This window comes from Parasedimentitalea huanghaiensis (assembly GCF_009753675.1).
Taxonomy (GTDB): Bacteria; Pseudomonadota; Alphaproteobacteria; order Rhodobacterales; family Rhodobacteraceae; genus Parasedimentitalea; species Parasedimentitalea huanghaiensis.
Genome location: NZ_WQLV01000001.1, coordinates 720,456 through 736,198, shown reverse-complemented (window position 1 = coordinate 736,198; position 15,743 = coordinate 720,456). Strand labels below are relative to the sequence as shown.

The following is a 15,743-nucleotide window of genomic DNA, read 5'->3' as shown; positions in this document are numbered from 1 at the left end:
CCTACCATAAAGATTCTTCTTCGGTTCCTAAGCAGGTTACGCCAAGAGCCGTAAAGAAAATCTGAAGTCAGTAGCTGAAACTTTGGCCCGTTTCCAAAGCACGGCGCAGTGAGACCTCAGGCCAGGCGCCGGTTCCACCTCGGGCGCGAATTTCTTTCCATTGCGCCAGTGCCTGGGCATATTGCCCATCGTCAACAAACCCCTGACCCATGTAAGAGCGTGCTAGAAAATTGTTGGGATTCTGTGCAATAGCCTGCTGATAAAAGGCATTAGCGAGTTCAATGTTACCCAGCTTGCGATGGGTAAACCCCCAATAGGTCAACACCCTGTCGTCCGTCTGATCAGCCATCGCCAACAGTACACCCTGTGCGTCTGAATAGCGTCCAGCATAGGCCAGCTCACGTACAGCGCCGTACAGGCCTTCGGTTTCCAAGGATGATTGTTTGGGCCGGACACAGCGCTTCTTTTTCTCATCCCAAACCTTCACACCATTGCAGGTCGTAGTGGTGGGGGTTGGTTTGGGGGCACCGCGATCATCACCACCTGCAGCGAGGGAGAGACCGGGAAAACAAATCAGACAAATAAGAAGCGCGCGCATGTATAAAGTCCAGTTGCAAAAAGGATTAGAACAGAAGGCTATTCGTATTTGCCAAAATTGCGAAATCACAAATACCGGACCAACACGTCACATCTTGTTGAACTGGGGCTAGCCAGACACCTGTTTCGTGCATTTCTGCATGTCGCTATCCCAAACCGTCCCAGCTGAACAGGATTGGGTTTGCTGACTGTGTTGTGAACAGGCCAGCGCGATGCTGGCCGGCAAGGTCAGGACAATGGCAATGAAAACAATTCTGAAACGCATGACGGGTCTCCACAATGGCAACTCTACAATTATAGTCGCAAAGTTGAGGATCACCAAAACCGGAAGCTAAAGCAGCTACAATAGGCTGGAACTGGCCGAAACCGGAAAGCTCGCAGGTAAAGCTGCTCGGGCTAATTCGGATTTTTAGATCGAAGAACAAAATGCCAAACTGAGTCTGTCACCAAGGCATGCAAATTTCTTACGTAGAAAAGAACTGCGTGCGTAGTGATCCTTTGAAACTTTTAACCAGTCGATGAGCAATCTGCCACGGATGCAAAAGTCAAGAATGTCATGGTTGACCGGATGACGGTACTTACGAAAGAACATGTCTTTATTGTGGGTTAGGATACCGCTTCGGTCTATTTCGTCTGCTGTGCCAACCCGAAAAACATCCGCCTTCAAAAAATCCACAATGTCGTAAACGGCGAGTTTCTCAGAAACCTCTGTGAAGTCGAGACCATAGGTTACACCACGTCCCAGGATAAGGTTGTCACAATGAAAATCACCATGCGAAAAAACGACAGTATCTTCGCAGTTTCCAAGTTGGATTGCGTCCCGGTGCATCTGTTCCAGATAGGGGCGGTACTCAGAGGCGGAGGCCTGAGGTATAGCCGTGCATAAAATGGCATCAATCTCTTCAAACATCCAATCAAACCAAAAGCGATCCCTGCGCGCGTGTTTGAAGCTGTGAAGCTCATGTAGCCATTGACCAGCCCTCCTGTAGGCTTGCCCGGCTTGAGTATGAACTTTGGACGAGTAGATTACCTGCATGGCGGTTTTGTGGTCAACAAACTCCGTAACATGGAATTGGCCACCGGGAGACAGGTAAATTGGTTTGATGACTTGGGTTTGCTCTTTTTCCTGAAAGTAGGGAAAAAGCTCCTTCAGAACACCAAACTCTTTTTCAAGCCGACCATTGTCGTTCTCAGTGTCTATTTTGATGGCGAAGGTGCGGCCATCTTCAGTCGTGGTTCCAAATACTTGCCGCGACTTTGGAAAGGTGCTTGACCTATAGATGCATGAATATCCCAATTCGGGCGATGAATGCAGCGACTCTTTGAATTCATGAATGAATTTTGAAATGAGTGTTTCGTCGTAATTACATAAATTGACCATGTGCGATCCAATACGCACCCGATATGGCGAAAATATGATCGACGGTTAAACGAGGTTGAAAAAGGCCCGGTTGCCCGGGCCCATATCGTTAGTCTTTGAAGACACGTGCAAAAATCGTATCAACGTGTTTTGTATGATAGCCCATGTCGAACTTCTCGTTGACACCGTCTTCGCCAAGCGCAGCAACCACGTCGGCATCCGCCAGCAGCAGCTCGCGGAAGTCTAGACGTTCTTCCCAGACTTTCAGTGCGTTGCGCTGCACCATGGAATAGGCGTCTTCGCGCGACACACCGGCCTGCGTCAGCGCCAGAAGCACCCGCTGGCTCATCACCAGACCGGGGAACTTGTTCATGTTGTCCAGCATGTTCTGGGGGTAGACCAGCATCTTGTCGATCACGCCGGTCAGGCGCGCCAAAGCAAAGTCCAGGGTCACACAGGCGTCTGGGCCAATCGCGCGTTCGACTGACGAGTGTGAGATATCGCGCTCGTGCCACAGGGCGACGTTTTCCAGTGCCGGTACAACTGCAGAACGTACCAGACGCGCCAGACCGGTGAGGTTTTCAGTCAGAACCGGGTTCTTTTTGTGTGGCATCGCGGAAGAGCCTTTTTGGCCCATCGAGAAGAATTCCGCACCTTCCAGCACTTCGGTGCGCTGCATGTGGCGGATTTCAGTCGCGACATTTTCGATCGAAGAGGAAATCACGCCAAGGGTGGCAAAGAACATCGCGTGACGATCGCGTGGGATCACCTGGGTGGAAATCGGCTCGGGGCTCAGGCCCAGCTGCTCGCAAACATGTTCTTCAATCGCTGGGTCGATATTGGCGAATGTGCCCACTGCGCCGGAGATTGCGCCGGTTGCGACTTCTTCACGGGCCAGTTTCAGGCGCGCCAGATTGCGGTCCATTTCTGCATAGAACCGGGCAAAGGTCAGGCCCATGGTGGTGGGCTCGGCGTGGATGCCGTGGCTGCGGCCAACGCGGACGGTGTCTTTGTGCTCGATTGCGCGGCGCTTCAGGGCTGTCAGCAGGCCGTCCATGTCTTTGATTAGGATGTCAGCTGAGCGCACCAGCTGCACGTTCAGGCAGGTGTCCAGAACGTCCGAAGAGGTCATGCCCTGATGTACGAAACGGGCTTCGTCGCTGCCGACATGTTCGGCGAGGTGGGTCAGGAATGCGATGACGTCATGTTTGGTGATGGCTTCGATCTCGTCGATGCGTGCAACGTCAAACTCAACGTCCTTGGCTTTCCAAACAGCATCAGCGTTTTCGCGAGGGATGACACCGATATTGGCCATGGCTTCGCAGGCATGTGCCTCGATCTCGTACCAAATGCGGAATTTGCTTTCCGGAGACCAGATGGCAACCATGTCGGGGCGGGAGTAGCGAGGGATCATAGGCCAGGACCTTTATAATAGGACGGGATGCGCGCCTCTTAGATCAGGTGGGGCAAAACAACAAGGTAGACAGGGGCTTGATGGGACATATTGCCCAGTACAAAGACCCAGCGGTGCGCAAGATGCACAAACTTCAGGCATTTCGTTCGCAGCCGGGCAGGACGAATTGTAGGTGGATGTGACAATTGCGCCTTTCCATACAAGCCGATCTATCTTTTACTACATTGTATTTTCCACGGATGTATCGAACCGTGACCTCAAAAATTTTAGGAGATGCAGGTATGCTAAGACGACTCCGAAAAACATTGGCTGTTGGAGCGATGTTTACAACTCTGTCCTTGCTGCCTTCGCTGGCCTTGGCGGAAATGCCCGTCACATATATGGATGGGGACCGCGCATTGTTCCGGTTTTCAGCGCCCGACTTCTGGACTGTGCGGGCAGGGGGGGAAAGAAACCTGACACCGCCTGACGCAGATGAAGCCCGTTTGATCAACCGTGTAATTGGACTGAAACCCGTTGCTGATACCGGGGTGTGGCTAGGGTTTATTTCCCCGCATGGCGTTTCTAATTATGAGTCTGCGTTAGAATACCTGCGCGGAGTGGGGCCGTTTCTTGTTCAGGACACCGAGGTTGAAGAGCGCAAACGGATTACCGTAGATGGCTTGCCAGCTGCGCGAATTACTGGATCTGGTCGGCGAGACGGACGGGCTGTTGGTTTTACAGCAGTAGTGGTCGTTTTGCCTCGTAATCGCGTCGCTATTTCGGTGGTGGTAATGGAGGCCGGGGTTAACCCGGATCTGGTGTCTGATGTGAACGCCGTCTTTGCGTCGTTCCGGGCCATTCGGTGAAGGGAAACATGATGATCAATTTGCCCTCCCGAAAAATTCTGCTTGTCGCGTTCTTAGGTCTTGGCACGCTGAGCCTGTCTGCCTGTGATCCTAATGCGACCTATAGCGGTGGCGTGTATTATGACGGAATGCTGTGGAATGATTACTACAACGGATATCCACGTCCTCCCAAGCCGCCCAGACCAGAGCACCCGATTGAGCGCCCGCCGCGACCAGAACATCCGATTGCGCGTCCGCCAATCGCACGTCCGCCGGTGGCGCGACCTCCAATCCACCGCCCGCCGGTTGCCCGGCCAATGCCACGCCGCTAAGCGTTGTGAAGGGCTCCCGCCCCGCTTGCAGCGCGGTGCATACAAGCGGGAGGGGAACGCTCAGAAGAGTTGAAATCAGCTTTGTGTGGCAGTGTCCTGCAACAGCGTAACCACTCTTGCGCCATGTTCCAGCGTGCGGTGAACAGGGCATTTGTCAGCGATCTCCAGCAGGCGGTGTCGCTGGTCTGTGCTTAAATCCCCTTGCAAGTAGATCTTTCGCGTGAACTGGTCGATGCGGGACGGATTGCCCGTGGTTGCATCCTGAGCATGTACTTTGTCGTGGCTGATCTCAACATCGATTCCAAGCAAGGGCCAGCCCTTGCGACGGGCATACATGCGAAGGGTCATTGACGTACACGCGCCCAGTCCTGCGGAAACAAACCCATAGGGCGACATTCCCAGGTTGCTGCCACCATAGGCCAAGGGTTCATCGGCATAGGCGTGATGATCCGGACCAGATTGGATGTCTTGGAGGTAGCCATCCGGGCTGGATTCGGTGACGCGGAGAACGCCCTCGGGCGCGCCGGGTGGTGGTGCAGGGGGGGCGAGGTCGATGTATCTGCCTGCCCAGGCTGCGATGACACTTGCAGCATATTCTGCATCCTGGGCGCGGCTGATCAGGTGGTCGGCATCATCCAGGGTAACAAAGCTTTTGGGATGTTTGGCTGTGGTGAAGATCTGTGCTGCATTTTCAATTCCAACAATCGCATCTTGTGGCGCGTGCAGAACCAATAACGCAGCATGCAGCTCAGAAATTGCTGGCAGCAAAGTTTCCGCCTGAATGTCCTCTACAAACTCTCTGGAGATGGTGAAGGGGCGCCCCCCCAGGTTGACCTGCGCTGATCCATGGGCTGCGATTTCTGGCAAGGCGTCTTCAAAATTATGGGCGACATGTCCTGGATCAAAGGGGGCGCCGAGAGTGACGACCCCTTTGACAGACGGAATTCCAGCCCTTGCGCGCAGGACAGCTGCACCACCTAAGGAATGGCCAATCAGTAGATCAGGGGCCATGCCACGGCTTGCCAGATACTGGGCTGCTGCGTTCAGGTCCGCGACGTTGGAGGAAAACGACGTATTCGAAAACTCGCCTTCGGAATGTCCCAAGCCAGTGAAATCAAAGCGAAGAACTGCAATTCCCATTGACGCAAGCCTTGCCGCAATGCGCCGCGCAGCCGGGATGTCCTTGGAACAGGTAAAACAATGGGCAAAAAGAGCAGTTGCCAGAACTGGACCGCTAGGAAGGTCCAGCCGTGCGGCCAGTGGGGTGCCTGCGTGTCCGGGAAATGTGATGTGCTCTGCGGGCATAGCGGAAGCCTTTGATTGTTGCTGATGCAAGAGTGAGCACGCAACGGCAGCAGGACAAGATCTATGGAACATTGCTCACGCGATGGTGAAGCTATCCCGGCGAAGCAAACTGTGCATCTTACCTTGCGAGTGGGTTCCTAAAATTTTCAGAAAATTGCCGAAACAAATTTGATCAGTTTTTACACAAAATATACTTGATGAAATTGAAGGTGATGTGGGCGGATCGTGTTTCCGGGCGTGCCAGAGTTCGTTTATGTTAACTAGTTGATGGAATCTAAATATGTTGGACGACAACCCTGATGCGACAGGTACACTCTACAACGCAGACTGGAAGGACCGTTTGCGACACCAGCTGGGGTTTTGTTTTTCACAAATCGCAGAAACTTTAACCGGACAGACAAACGACCGGAATGTTAAATTTGAGTTGGTCAAGGCAAGCTCACGTTCACTGTGTTTGAAGTTGAATGTCGACGGGAAACTCGGTTTTTTGAAACTGTTTGACGGGCCCGATGGACCGGCTGCATTTTTCCGGGAGAAAATGTCGCTTCATAGCATGTTGGACAGCGGTCTGGTTCCTGGCCTTCTGGCATACTCGGACGAATTGAAATTTATTCTTACAGAGTGGGTGGAAACGAAGTCTCTACTGGACGCAGAACCAAGCCACACCGCTTTTAGGATTGGCGCATGGTTGGCGGCGTTTGATGCTGCGGCCCCCGCTGAATTGGCAAGCGGCAACTGGTTTGGCTATCTCTCAAAGTTTAAAACCGGCGTGGCCCTTTCACAGATCGTTGAAGCAAAATCAGTTTTGTCTGGAATACCGTTGTGTGGGCGAGTCCTGTCGCGCAATGACCCAGCACTACACAACTATCTGCAAACTCAGAATGGGGCTCTACTTGGCTGTGATTTTGAACAGTCGAGGATGCGTCCACGCGGCTGGGATTACATCAACGGATTTGGTGCGTTGATTGAACGGTTCCCAGCGAAGAGCAATGAGGTTTTAGAGGCCTATTCTGCGGGGTTCGCTCGCTCTCATTGCGGTGCCCTGATTGTCGATGAGTTGAATTCAATTGCGCGCATTTTGTTTTGTGCACGAGCAGTTGCAAGCCAGCCAGAGCGAGAGGCTCAACCATGGGAATAGAGGTTCTGACCGTCACGCTGGGAGTGGATGTCACCGGCGATAAGATCGAGGGTACGGATCTGATCTCGGGTGATAAGGACGACAATCAGATTGTCACTATTGAAGATGGTGGTGACCTTTCTGGTAACTATGTCTATGAACGTTGGGGCAAAGGAGCTCCAACTGAGGCCGGTGCAGGACCGGGAGGCGATGATGAGTTTCATATCGACCTGTCCGGATTCGATGACGACTTTTCAATGACAGTCAAAAGCATGGATCCGGGCGATTGTTTTGTGTTCACCGGCTTTGACAACTACTCAAACGTCGGCAATGTCTGGACATTTGACTATACAGGATCTGATGGCCAGTCGCATTCGGTGTCAATTGATGTCGACTCCGCAAACGGAACCGGCGTGGCAAGTGTGGTGGTCTGTTTTGTGCGTGGTAGTCGGATTCTAACCGCGGGTGGAGAATTGGCTGTTGAGCTATTGGAGCGTGGTGACCAAGTATTTTGCGGAGATGGCAAATGCCGTCCTATACAATGGATAGGAAGTGCTGCGTTGGACGGCCGCGAATTGCGTAATCATCCAGAACTTCGCCCAATCCGGTTTGCGCCTAACAGTCTTGCACCAGGTACTCCGGTTGGAGAATTAATGTTGTCGCCTCAGCATCGGGTTTTGTTGAAAAACTGGCGCACCGAGATGTTGTTTGGAGAGCCGGAGGTGCTGGTCCCCGCCATTTCCTTGCAAAATGACCATAACATTTGCCAGGTGAATGATGGTGAAAGCGTTGAGTATTTTCACATTCTGCTAGCGGGCCATCACACGGTCTGGGCCAACGGGGTGGAGTGTGAAACCTTGATGCCGGCAGAAATGGCCCAAACAGCCTTGTCCGGCGCAGCGAGAGGTGAAATCTGTCAGCTGTTTCCTGAAATTGTGACGGATTTGTCCAGTTTTGGTAGTCTCTGCCATCCGGTGTTAAAGCCCTATGAGACAAAAACATTACTGGAATAGTACTCTGTCTCAGAGTACCGGGCTTTGGAACGATCTATGGATAATAGAGCTAAGGTTCTCTAACTTGTTTCTGTTTAATTGGCAGGATTGTGGTTTATGGTCGGGCAAGAAATTTCAGGGATTGGTCGCTATCTCCCGAGCGATAGACACGACCGGGAGATGTGGCAGAGGTTACATAGTTTTTGTGCCAACGAACCGCGAGCGTTCGAACGTGACGCGACAACCGGGCATGTCACCGGATCGGCGTTTGTTCTGTCAAAGGATTTCAAATCAGTATTGTTGACGCACCATGCAAAGCTGGATCGCTGGTTGCAGCTGGGTGGCCATTGCGATGGGGTTGCCGACGTCCCGTTTGTTGCGCTGAAAGAAGCTTACGAAGAAAGTGGCTTAACCCGCATAGGCGCATTGTCACGATCTGTGTTTGATGTCGATATTCATCAGATCCCCGAAACAGCTAGGGACTGCGCACACCTTCATTACGATGTCCGGTATTTGTTCCGGGCTGAAGTAGGCGAAGCCAAGGCCAGCATTGAATCTCATGCATTGGCCTGGGTGCCGGTTGATCGGTTAGAGGACGTGACCGATGCGCCGAGTGTGTTGGTCCTGCGTGAAAAGCTTAATCTGTTTCTGGGCAGCGCTGCTGACGCTCCTTTGTAGATCTCGTCCCTCCCAACGAAAGGGCCAAGGATCGGAAGTTACTATGTAGGCCTATTCTCCCATCAATTTGCTATCAAAGGGATATCGGGTCAGATTTTCATATCCATCCTCGGTGATTAGTACCTGATCTTCCAGTTTGATCGAAAAATCGCCACCAACCTCGCCAACACAGGCCTCTACACATAGGACCATACCGGGTTCCAGCGGATAGTCGTAGGCCCCCGGTACTGCCTTATCCGGATAGGCGACCAGTGGCCATTCATCACATAGTCCCACGCCGTGCATCAGGCACCCATATTTTTGCGCTTGGAACTTGTCATCCAACCGATGTGCATTGGCTGTCAGTTCGGGGATCATCACGCCGGGGCGCAGCATCTCCATATTGGTCATGATGTGGTCATGGGCATGGCGCATGGCATAGATCATATCCGCACGCGGCTTCTGATCACCGATCCACCAACTGCGCGAAATGTCGATGCAAATGCCATATGAACCTATCAGATCTGTATCAAAGGAAATGATCTCATTTTGTTGAGTGATCCGTGGGCCGCATTCCTGAAACCAGGGGTTGGTCCGTTGGCCCGAGGCCAGCAGTCGGGTTTCAATCCATTCCCCACCGCGACGTATGTTTTCAGCATGCAAGACCGCCCAGATGTCATCCTCTGACGTCTTTCCATCCCCGACATTAGCTCGGGCAAAATACTCCATTTCCCCCACTGCGACATCACACGCATGATGTGCGCAGCGCATGGCGAGGATTTCATCCTTTCCTTTGATGGCGCGGGTTTTTTCGGTGACTTCTTCACCTTCCATGATCTCAAAACCCTGCGCCTCCAGGCTACGCAGCCCGTGAAGCATGATCTTGTCCACCGCCAAACGCTTGTTGTCGCCAGCATGTTTGTGCATCAGTTGGCGTACTTCGTTGGCAAAGACATCTGCCGCCACATCCACCTTGTCGCCGCGATCGAAATAGAACAAATCAGCACCGGATCTTTGTTCGCGTACCAGTGGATTAAATGTCGATAAAAAGGGTGAATTCTTGTAATCCCAGATCACCATGTAACCATCGGCGCACAGCAGAACTGCCCGAAACGGATTATGGGTATTCCACAGCTGCATGTTGGTGCTGTCAGTTGCATAGCGAATGTTCAAAGGATCGAACATCAGCAACCCACCATAACCACGGTCCTTAATTGCCTGAGTGAGCCGTTGCCACCGAAACCTGCGCATTTGCTCCAGGTCTGGCAATTGCAACCCCGCTGCCTGCCATTCAGTCAGTGCAAGCTGTGTTGGGCCAATTTCTATTCTGTTGTTGTCATTCGGGCTGCCATCGCCCAGCTGCGCACCGCGGTTGGGGTCAATTTTTCGCGTGTCGCGGTAGTGCTCGGTCATGGTGGGCTTCCTTTCTGCACAGTCCTGTCTAGTCTGAAACCATGCGACGGGTGATTCCGCGCTGAATGCGACGATTGCAGTGGTCGTTTTTGGCTCTCACATCTTCGGACGAAAGTGGTGACAGCTTACCAGCCTGGCGTGGGAGTGCTGGCATTCAGGGCTGGGAATGTTATGCAGAAGCATGACCACGATTTTGCAAACCCAAATTCCCTATAATCCACTCAGCTCAAAGGCGCTGCCGGGGATTCAGCCGCTTGCGCCGCAGGATTGGCTGCTGCCTGATGATGCCTTTTCTGCCCAGATGAAGGAACGGGACCGGTTACTGGCCCATCACCGGGATCAGGTGTTGATGTTGGATGAGCAGGCGATGCCCGCAGCGCAGGAGTTGTTGCATCTGGTTTTGGAGCACCTTTACCCGCAGCACCGAGGAGACCAGCTTCAGCGGTTAGACGAGAGCGGGATTGAGTTGGATTGGGAAGATCCACTTGGAACCTTGGGACGTATCACCCAGCAGGATTTCTGTATTCTCGAAAAACAGGGCGATGAACATGTGATGACAGGGGCGGTGTTGTGTTTTCCGGCGAGTTGGACCCTGTCTGAAAAATATTTAAAACCACTGATAGGGATACACCAAACCGTAGCTGAATATGACGTTGGCATAGGGAAGCGGGTGCAGCGGTTGTTTGACGGGGTTCAGGTGGGGCGGCCGCTGTGGCGGTTTAATAGCTTGTGGTACCACGACCCAAGCCTGTTCCAACCGCGCAGCCAGCACCAGCCACGGGATAAAGTAGATGAAGCTGAGGCGGGTTATATGCGTAGCGAAAAACAGATGATTTTACGCCTGCCAGAAAGCCGTGCCGTGGTGTTTTGTATCCACACTCATGTGCTGACGCGTGCCAATGTGTTTGCGCAGTGGGCAAAGCAATAAATGGATGTAGGGCCTTTGAGTGGTGTTCACAAAGGCCTGTAGTCTTAGATGACACCCGAGCTTTGCAATAGAACAGCGCAGGCCGTCAGTGGTGCAACACGTGTGACAAAGCGAAATTCTGAACTGCGCATGAGTATTCCGGCCCATGATGCAAAACGTTGAGACGGATCCGCTTTGGTCGCCGGCACAACAGAGACATTTTGCATCGCCGAACAATGCTGATCCAGTTCTTCAGCAGTTTGTTCGATAGGTGCAAAGCGTTCGTTTGCCGAGATCGGCTGCGGAGTTTGCATGGGGCGGATTTTGGCAAAGACACCAAGAAACTGTTTGCGAGTGAGTCTGGCACTTGGGGTCATCCATTCGATATGTTCAGCCCCCAGCAAATTTACCAACCGATACAGCATAATCGCCATAAGCATTTCGCTCAATTCCGCGTCGCAGTGTTTGGGAAAATTGGGCTGCAATGAAATGACCACGCGCTGCGGCCCAGCCCGAACTTTGCCTGCCTGAATGTCGCTGGGTTGGTCATCCAAGCGCAAGACTAGACGATATTGATCACATGCCAGTGCAATCACGTCGCTGTCGTGGGCGCTAAACTGATCTACCGAGTGGCCGTATTCTTCCAGCGTGTCGGCAATGGTGCAGCTGCATTTTGCAAGTGCACTGCCGGGTAGTCCGTAATAAGTTAGACCACCATGAAACTTGGTTGTATGGGCCACCGTCAGGATCCTCCGCTCGGGTTTCTTCTTAGGAAACAATATCGGTTGAAGATGCTGAAAGTGAGGCGGGATAGCCGGAAATACTAAAAGATTGTTTTCAATATGGAGCCTTGATGGAGTAGTGAAAAATTGAATAAATTTCAATTAGTTGCACGAAGTTCGATGTTCTTTGAGTTGGAATTGCGGCTGAATGTTGGCAGATACTGGCCACATTGCTGCCAAAGCCGTTACAATCACGCCTAGAAGGAATGATTGTTTATTGCGTCAGGCTGAACAGTCTTTTCCGGCCGAATGTGGGCAATCCGCAAGTGCGCAAATTTTCGCCCGGTTTAACAGGGTCATAAGCAAACGGCATAAATCTGAAGTATAAGGATTTAGCGGTCGATCCCGGCGCCCATGATAGCCAGTGACTGTTGATAGACCGTCGCTGCATTCCATTCCTTCAAAACTGTATAGTTGAGCTCACCAGGTTGGTACCCTTTTCCTTTTTTCCAGCCCTTTTTGCGAAGGTAGTTGGCGGTCGACGCCAAAGCATCTGCCATATCGTAGAAATCAACGCGACCATCCCCGCCCCAGTCGACCCCATATTTCAGAGCGTTACCAGGTAGAAACTGCGTATGGCCAAGTTCGCCGTGTTTGGCGCCACGGGTTGCTGGTGTGATTGCGCCCTGATCAACCAGCTTGAGTGCGCCAATGGCGTGGGGAACAAAAAACTCTGAACGCCGGCAGTCATAGGCCAGGGTGGTAATTGCCGGGACGATCTGACTGTCGCCCATAAAGTGACCAAAGGCGGTCTCCATGCCGTGAATGGCAATAAGCACACCGGCTGGCACACCATATTTACGTTCCAGTGCCGCGTAGAACTCAGGGTTGCGCGCCTTGCGTCGACGGCCCTGCGCAACAATGGTGGAGGAGCCGCGGATTTCCATAAACTTCTCTAGCGTGTAGCGGAAGCTTTTCTGGTTGCGATCAGCCGAGATTGTCCGACTGGCATATTGAGCGTTTGCCAACGCCTGCAGCCCTGGTTTTTTTACTCCAGCGCGTTTGGCTTCAGAGGCAAAATCATTTTTCCAGGCGGCAAACCCGGCGGAGGTATTGCCACAGGGGGCCGCAATAACCGGGGCAGACAGGCAGGCACAAAACAAGGCGGATAACAGGGGCAAACGCATAATACAGTCTTTCACTAATGAACTTAACTGAGCCTAGTGCCTGAAGCCTGAAAAACCACCCGAAATATGATTAGCTGCTGCGTCAGTCAAAGGCTGTTGCTGCCGAAATTGCCAACCCATCAGCAACTGCGGTCATGGCATTGGCCTTCAGAACTTTGGCGTCGGGGCATAGTTGACGCATTTGTTGCTCCACCACGGCCATCAAGGATGAGCCACCAACAAGAACAATTCTGTCAACCTGTGCAGCGTCAATCCGGCCTAGTTTTAGGGTCTCCTGTGCGCCAACGGCGATCTCGGCGACTTGTTCGTGCAGTGAATCCTGCAAAACCTCGGCGCTTAAGGGGACCATTAGGCCGCGCTCCAGCTCCTTTAGATCAATGCGCGGGGCAGGGTGATCGGGTTGATTGCTTTGAATTTTTCCGGACTCGACAGCAAAAGCAACATCATGTCCCAATTCATCTTCCAGCACAGTAACAAGACGTGCCAGTTTTTCGGGTTCGGCCGCATTTCGGGCCAAGTCTTTTGCTTTGTGACGACTGTCAGCGGCATACAAGAACTGAATCATCTGCCAGGTTGCCAGGTCATTAAAGATCTTGGCCGGTGCGGGCAGGGTACCTGCACCAAAGGCATTGCGGATTGCGCTGCCACGACCCAGCAATGGCATCACGTGATCGATGCTCAGGCGACGGTCAAAATCAGTGCCCCCGATACGCACACCATAACTGGCCAGAATTTCCGTTTCTCCGGTGTCTTTCTGACTGAAAAGTGAAAAATCGGAAGTACCGCCACCAATATCAACGATCAGTCCGATCCCGTCGTCGGGTGTTGTCGCCCGCGCTGCAGCTTCCGGTTCAAACATGAACCTCACATCTTGAAAACCGGCTGCCAGATAGCAATCTCGCAGATCAACCTCGGCCTGGGCATTGCGGGCCTCGTCGCTGCTGTGAAACCGCACCGGTCGCCCAGAGAGGGCATGGGTGAATTCTTGGTAGGTCGCTGCTTCGGCCCGCGATTTCACTTCGCGCAGAAAGCGGGCAATGATCTCGATGAAATCGATCCGCTCGCCATTGATTCGTCGCTCTTCGCGCAGCAATGGCGTTCCCAACAGGCTCTTCAGCGCCCGCATGAACCGGCCTTCCTCGCCGGAAATCAGTGCACTTGTCGCGCTGGCTCCAATACGCATTCTGCGTGGCTGTTCCTCAAAGAAGACGGCCGTGGGCAAAGTGGTCTGCCCGGGTTCCAGCTCTACCAGCCAAGGTTTTCCGTTTACCGCAATACCAGCGGCGGAATTTGACGTTCCAAAGTCGATGCCGAGGGTGTTGGGCGCGCTCATGATGGTCTCCAGTCAAGTGAGGGAACGCGCGGGGATACAGCCGTGAGGCGGCCGGGGCAAGGGGTAAATAAACAACAAAAGGGCGCCCCAATTGGGACGCCCGGATATCTGTGTAGGGTGCGTGCTTGCACGCACCGTTTAGCTTAGCAGCTGTAGTACATACCGAACTCAACCGGGTGTGGGGTGTGTTCGAACAGTTCAACTTCTTCCATCTTCAGTGCGATGTAGCCGTCGATCTGGTCTTTGGTGAACACGTCGCCCTGCAACAGGAAGTCATGGTCGTCCGCCAAGCATTCCAGCGCCTCGCGCAGCGAGCCACAAACGGTTGGGATATCAGCCAGTTCTTCAGCAGGCAGGTCGTACAAGTTCTTGTCCATGGCTTCGCCAGGATTGATCTTGTTCTTGATGCCGTCCAGGCCAGCCATCAGCAATGCGGCGAAGCACAGGTAAGGGTTGGCGGCCGGATCCGGGAAACGAGCTTCGACGCGCTTGGCTTTCGGGCTTTCAGTCCATGGGATCCGTACACAACCCGACCGGTTGCGAGCCGAATAGGCGCGCAGTACTGGGGCTTCGAAACCTGGGATGAGGCGCTTGTAACTGTTGGTCGCTGGGTTGGTAAAGGCATTCAAGGTCTTGGCATGCTTCAGGATGCCACCAATGAAATAGATCGCTTCGTCCGACAGATCAGCGTATTTGTCGCCAGCAAACAGGGGCTTGCCGTCTTTCCAGATCGACATGTTCACGTGCATGCCGGTGCCGTTGTCGCCGTAGATCGGCTTGGGCATGAAAGTAGCTGATTTGCCGTATGCGTGGGCCACGTTGTGGATCACGTACTTGTATTTCTGCAGCTCGTCGGCCTGTTTGGTCAGGCTGTCAAAGATCAGGCCCAGCTCGTGCTGACAAGACGCAACCTCGTGGTGGTGCTTGTCCACTTTCATGCCCAGACGCTTCATGGTCGACAGCATTTCAGAACGCAGATCTTGGGCTTCGTCGATTGGGTTAACTGGGAAGTAGCCACCCTTGACGCCAGGGCGGTGGCCCATGTTGCCCATTTCATACTCGGTGTCAGTGTTCCAGGACGCATCGGAAGCGTCAACTTCGTAGGAAACTTTGTTGATCGAGTTCGAGAAGCGAACATCGTCAAACAGGAAGAACTCAGCTTCTGGACCCATATAAGCAACGTCACCGATGCCCGAGGATTTCAGGTAAGCTTCGGCTTTCTGTGCTGTACCACGTGGGTCACGTTCATAAGCTTCGCCAGTGTCTGGCTCAACGATCGAGCAGTGGATGCACAGGGTTTTCTCGGCATAGAACGGATCGATATAGGCACTTGTTGTGTCTGCGATCAGTTTCATGTCTGAATTTTCGATCGACTTCCAGCCGGCGATGGAGGAACCGTCGAACATAAAGCCTTCTTCAAGGAAGTCTTCATCAACCAGATCCACGTCAACTGTCACATGCTGCAACTTGCCGCGAATGTCTGTGAACCGGATGTCGACATAGGCCACATCGTCGTCTTTGAGTGTCTTGAGAACTGCCTCTACGCTCATTCCCTTGGTCCTTCTGATTAGATAGTCGTT

16 protein-coding genes are annotated in these 15,743 nt (G+C 52.9%); 6 read left to right on the top strand and 10 right to left on the bottom strand.

Annotated features, from left to right (window positions below; translation table 11 throughout):
* Nucleotides 1-67: 67 nt before the first annotated feature.
* The 4 genes from GO984_RS03430 to purB all read right to left on the bottom strand — a co-directional run bounded on the left by GO984_RS03430 (nucleotide 68) and on the right by purB (nucleotide 3,371).
* Nucleotides 68-598: a tetratricopeptide repeat protein gene (locus GO984_RS03430; RefSeq protein ID WP_157021127.1), complete on the bottom strand. Its 531-nt coding sequence runs from the start codon at nucleotides 596-598 to the stop codon at nucleotides 68-70.
* A 108-nt stretch (nucleotides 599-706) separates the two neighbouring features.
* On the bottom strand, nucleotides 707-862 hold the full coding sequence (locus GO984_RS03425; RefSeq protein ID WP_157021126.1) for a hypothetical protein: 156 nt from the start codon (nucleotides 860-862) through the stop codon (nucleotides 707-709).
* 144 nt (nucleotides 863-1,006) lie between these two features.
* Complete coding sequence (locus GO984_RS03420; RefSeq protein ID WP_167740204.1) at nucleotides 1,007-1,996, bottom strand: phosphotransferase; 990 nt, start codon at nucleotides 1,994-1,996, stop codon at nucleotides 1,007-1,009.
* Between the two features lie 70 nt (nucleotides 1,997-2,066).
* The gene (gene purB, locus GO984_RS03415; protein WP_157021124.1) at nucleotides 2,067-3,371 is read right to left on the bottom strand and encodes an adenylosuccinate lyase; all 1,305 of its coding nucleotides are present in this window, start codon (nucleotides 3,369-3,371) and stop codon (nucleotides 2,067-2,069) included.
* 281 nt (nucleotides 3,372-3,652) lie between these two features.
* Between purB and GO984_RS03410 the strand changes: the two genes are divergently transcribed.
* Nucleotides 3,653-4,219: a hypothetical protein gene (locus GO984_RS03410; protein ID WP_157021123.1), complete on the top strand. Its 567-nt coding sequence runs from the start codon at nucleotides 3,653-3,655 to the stop codon at nucleotides 4,217-4,219.
* Nucleotides 4,220-4,227: 8 nt separating this feature from the next.
* Nucleotides 4,228-4,530, top strand: coding sequence for a hypothetical protein (locus tag GO984_RS03405; RefSeq protein ID WP_245230973.1), 303 nt, complete (start codon nucleotides 4,228-4,230; stop codon nucleotides 4,528-4,530).
* A gap of 75 nt (nucleotides 4,531-4,605) precedes the next feature.
* Here the strand turns inward: GO984_RS03405 and GO984_RS03400 are convergent, their stop codons facing one another.
* On the bottom strand, nucleotides 4,606-5,835 hold the full coding sequence (locus GO984_RS03400) for a bifunctional alpha/beta hydrolase/OsmC family protein (protein ID WP_157021122.1): 1,230 nt from the start codon (nucleotides 5,833-5,835) through the stop codon (nucleotides 4,606-4,608).
* Between the two features lie 280 nt (nucleotides 5,836-6,115).
* Here GO984_RS03400 and GO984_RS03395 point away from each other — a divergent pair, with 280 nt between their 5' ends.
* From GO984_RS03395 to GO984_RS03385, 3 genes are all read left to right on the top strand, one after another.
* Nucleotides 6,116-6,973 carry a hypothetical protein gene (locus tag GO984_RS03395; protein WP_157021121.1) on the top strand — a complete coding sequence of 286 codons (858 nt, stop codon included), beginning with the start codon at nucleotides 6,116-6,118 and terminating at the stop codon, nucleotides 6,971-6,973.
* Complete coding sequence (locus tag GO984_RS03390; protein ID WP_157021120.1) at nucleotides 6,964-7,965, top strand: Hint domain-containing protein; 1,002 nt, start codon at nucleotides 6,964-6,966, stop codon at nucleotides 7,963-7,965. Before GO984_RS03395 ends, GO984_RS03390 begins: the two co-directional genes overlap by 10 nt.
* A gap of 96 nt (nucleotides 7,966-8,061) precedes the next feature.
* On the top strand, nucleotides 8,062-8,622 hold the full coding sequence (locus GO984_RS03385; protein WP_157021119.1) for an NUDIX hydrolase: 561 nt from the start codon (nucleotides 8,062-8,064) through the stop codon (nucleotides 8,620-8,622).
* Between the two features lie 51 nt (nucleotides 8,623-8,673).
* Here GO984_RS03385 and dddP read toward each other — a convergent pair whose 3' ends face one another.
* Nucleotides 8,674-10,014 (bottom strand): dimethylsulfonioproprionate lyase DddP, encoded by a 1,341-nt coding sequence (dddP, locus tag GO984_RS03380; protein ID WP_157021118.1) that lies wholly within the window; start codon nucleotides 10,012-10,014, stop codon nucleotides 8,674-8,676.
* Between the two features lie 181 nt (nucleotides 10,015-10,195).
* Here dddP and GO984_RS03375 point away from each other — a divergent pair, with 181 nt between their 5' ends.
* Nucleotides 10,196-10,942 (top strand): heme-dependent oxidative N-demethylase family protein, encoded by a 747-nt coding sequence (locus GO984_RS03375; RefSeq protein WP_157021117.1) that lies wholly within the window; start codon nucleotides 10,196-10,198, stop codon nucleotides 10,940-10,942.
* A 44-nt stretch (nucleotides 10,943-10,986) separates the two neighbouring features.
* Here the strand turns inward: GO984_RS03375 and GO984_RS03370 are convergent, their stop codons facing one another.
* From GO984_RS03370 to glnA, 4 genes are all read right to left on the bottom strand, one after another.
* Nucleotides 10,987-11,661: a hypothetical protein gene (locus GO984_RS03370; RefSeq protein WP_157021116.1), complete on the bottom strand. Its 675-nt coding sequence runs from the start codon at nucleotides 11,659-11,661 to the stop codon at nucleotides 10,987-10,989.
* Between the two features lie 374 nt (nucleotides 11,662-12,035).
* Nucleotides 12,036-12,830 carry a lytic murein transglycosylase gene (locus tag GO984_RS03365; RefSeq protein WP_157021115.1) on the bottom strand — a complete coding sequence of 265 codons (795 nt, stop codon included), beginning with the start codon at nucleotides 12,828-12,830 and terminating at the stop codon, nucleotides 12,036-12,038.
* A gap of 82 nt (nucleotides 12,831-12,912) precedes the next feature.
* Nucleotides 12,913-14,163 carry an Hsp70 family protein gene (locus tag GO984_RS03360; RefSeq protein WP_157021114.1) on the bottom strand — a complete coding sequence of 417 codons (1,251 nt, stop codon included), beginning with the start codon at nucleotides 14,161-14,163 and terminating at the stop codon, nucleotides 12,913-12,915.
* Nucleotides 14,164-14,306: 143 nt separating this feature from the next.
* The gene (glnA, locus tag GO984_RS03355; RefSeq protein WP_157021113.1) at nucleotides 14,307-15,713 is read right to left on the bottom strand and encodes a type I glutamate--ammonia ligase; all 1,407 of its coding nucleotides are present in this window, start codon (nucleotides 15,711-15,713) and stop codon (nucleotides 14,307-14,309) included.
* Between the last annotated feature and the right edge of the window lie 30 nt (nucleotides 15,714-15,743).

Excerpts from the sequence above, each read along its gene's own strand:
- GO984_RS03360 (WP_157021114.1), bottom strand. The coding sequence starts at position 14,163 with ATGAGCGCGCCCAACACCCTCGGCATCGACTTTGGAACGTCAAATTCC.
- GO984_RS03385 (WP_157021119.1), top strand. The coding sequence starts at position 8,062 with ATGGTCGGGCAAGAAATTTCAGGGATTGGTCGCTATCTCCCGAGCGAT.
- GO984_RS03410 (WP_157021123.1), top strand. The coding sequence starts at position 3,653 with ATGCTAAGACGACTCCGAAAAACATTGGCTGTTGGAGCGATGTTTACA.
- GO984_RS03405 (WP_245230973.1), top strand. The coding sequence starts at position 4,228 with ATGATGATCAATTTGCCCTCCCGAAAAATTCTGCTTGTCGCGTTCTTA.
- GO984_RS03375 (WP_157021117.1), top strand. The coding sequence starts at position 10,196 with ATGACCACGATTTTGCAAACCCAAATTCCCTATAATCCACTCAGCTCA.
- GO984_RS03430 (WP_157021127.1), bottom strand. The coding sequence starts at position 598 with ATGCGCGCGCTTCTTATTTGTCTGATTTGTTTTCCCGGTCTCTCCCTC.
- GO984_RS03395 (WP_157021121.1), top strand. The coding sequence starts at position 6,116 with ATGTTGGACGACAACCCTGATGCGACAGGTACACTCTACAACGCAGAC.
- GO984_RS03400 (WP_157021122.1), bottom strand. The coding sequence starts at position 5,835 with ATGCCCGCAGAGCACATCACATTTCCCGGACACGCAGGCACCCCACTG.
- glnA (WP_157021113.1), bottom strand. The coding sequence starts at position 15,713 with ATGAGCGTAGAGGCAGTTCTCAAGACACTCAAAGACGACGATGTGGCC.
- purB (WP_157021124.1), bottom strand. The coding sequence starts at position 3,371 with ATGATCCCTCGCTACTCCCGCCCCGACATGGTTGCCATCTGGTCTCCG.
- GO984_RS03425 (WP_157021126.1), bottom strand. The coding sequence starts at position 862 with ATGCGTTTCAGAATTGTTTTCATTGCCATTGTCCTGACCTTGCCGGCC.
- GO984_RS03390 (WP_157021120.1), top strand. The coding sequence starts at position 6,964 with ATGGGAATAGAGGTTCTGACCGTCACGCTGGGAGTGGATGTCACCGGC.
- dddP (WP_157021118.1), bottom strand. The coding sequence starts at position 10,014 with ATGACCGAGCACTACCGCGACACGCGAAAAATTGACCCCAACCGCGGT.
- GO984_RS03365 (WP_157021115.1), bottom strand. The coding sequence starts at position 12,830 with ATGCGTTTGCCCCTGTTATCCGCCTTGTTTTGTGCCTGCCTGTCTGCC.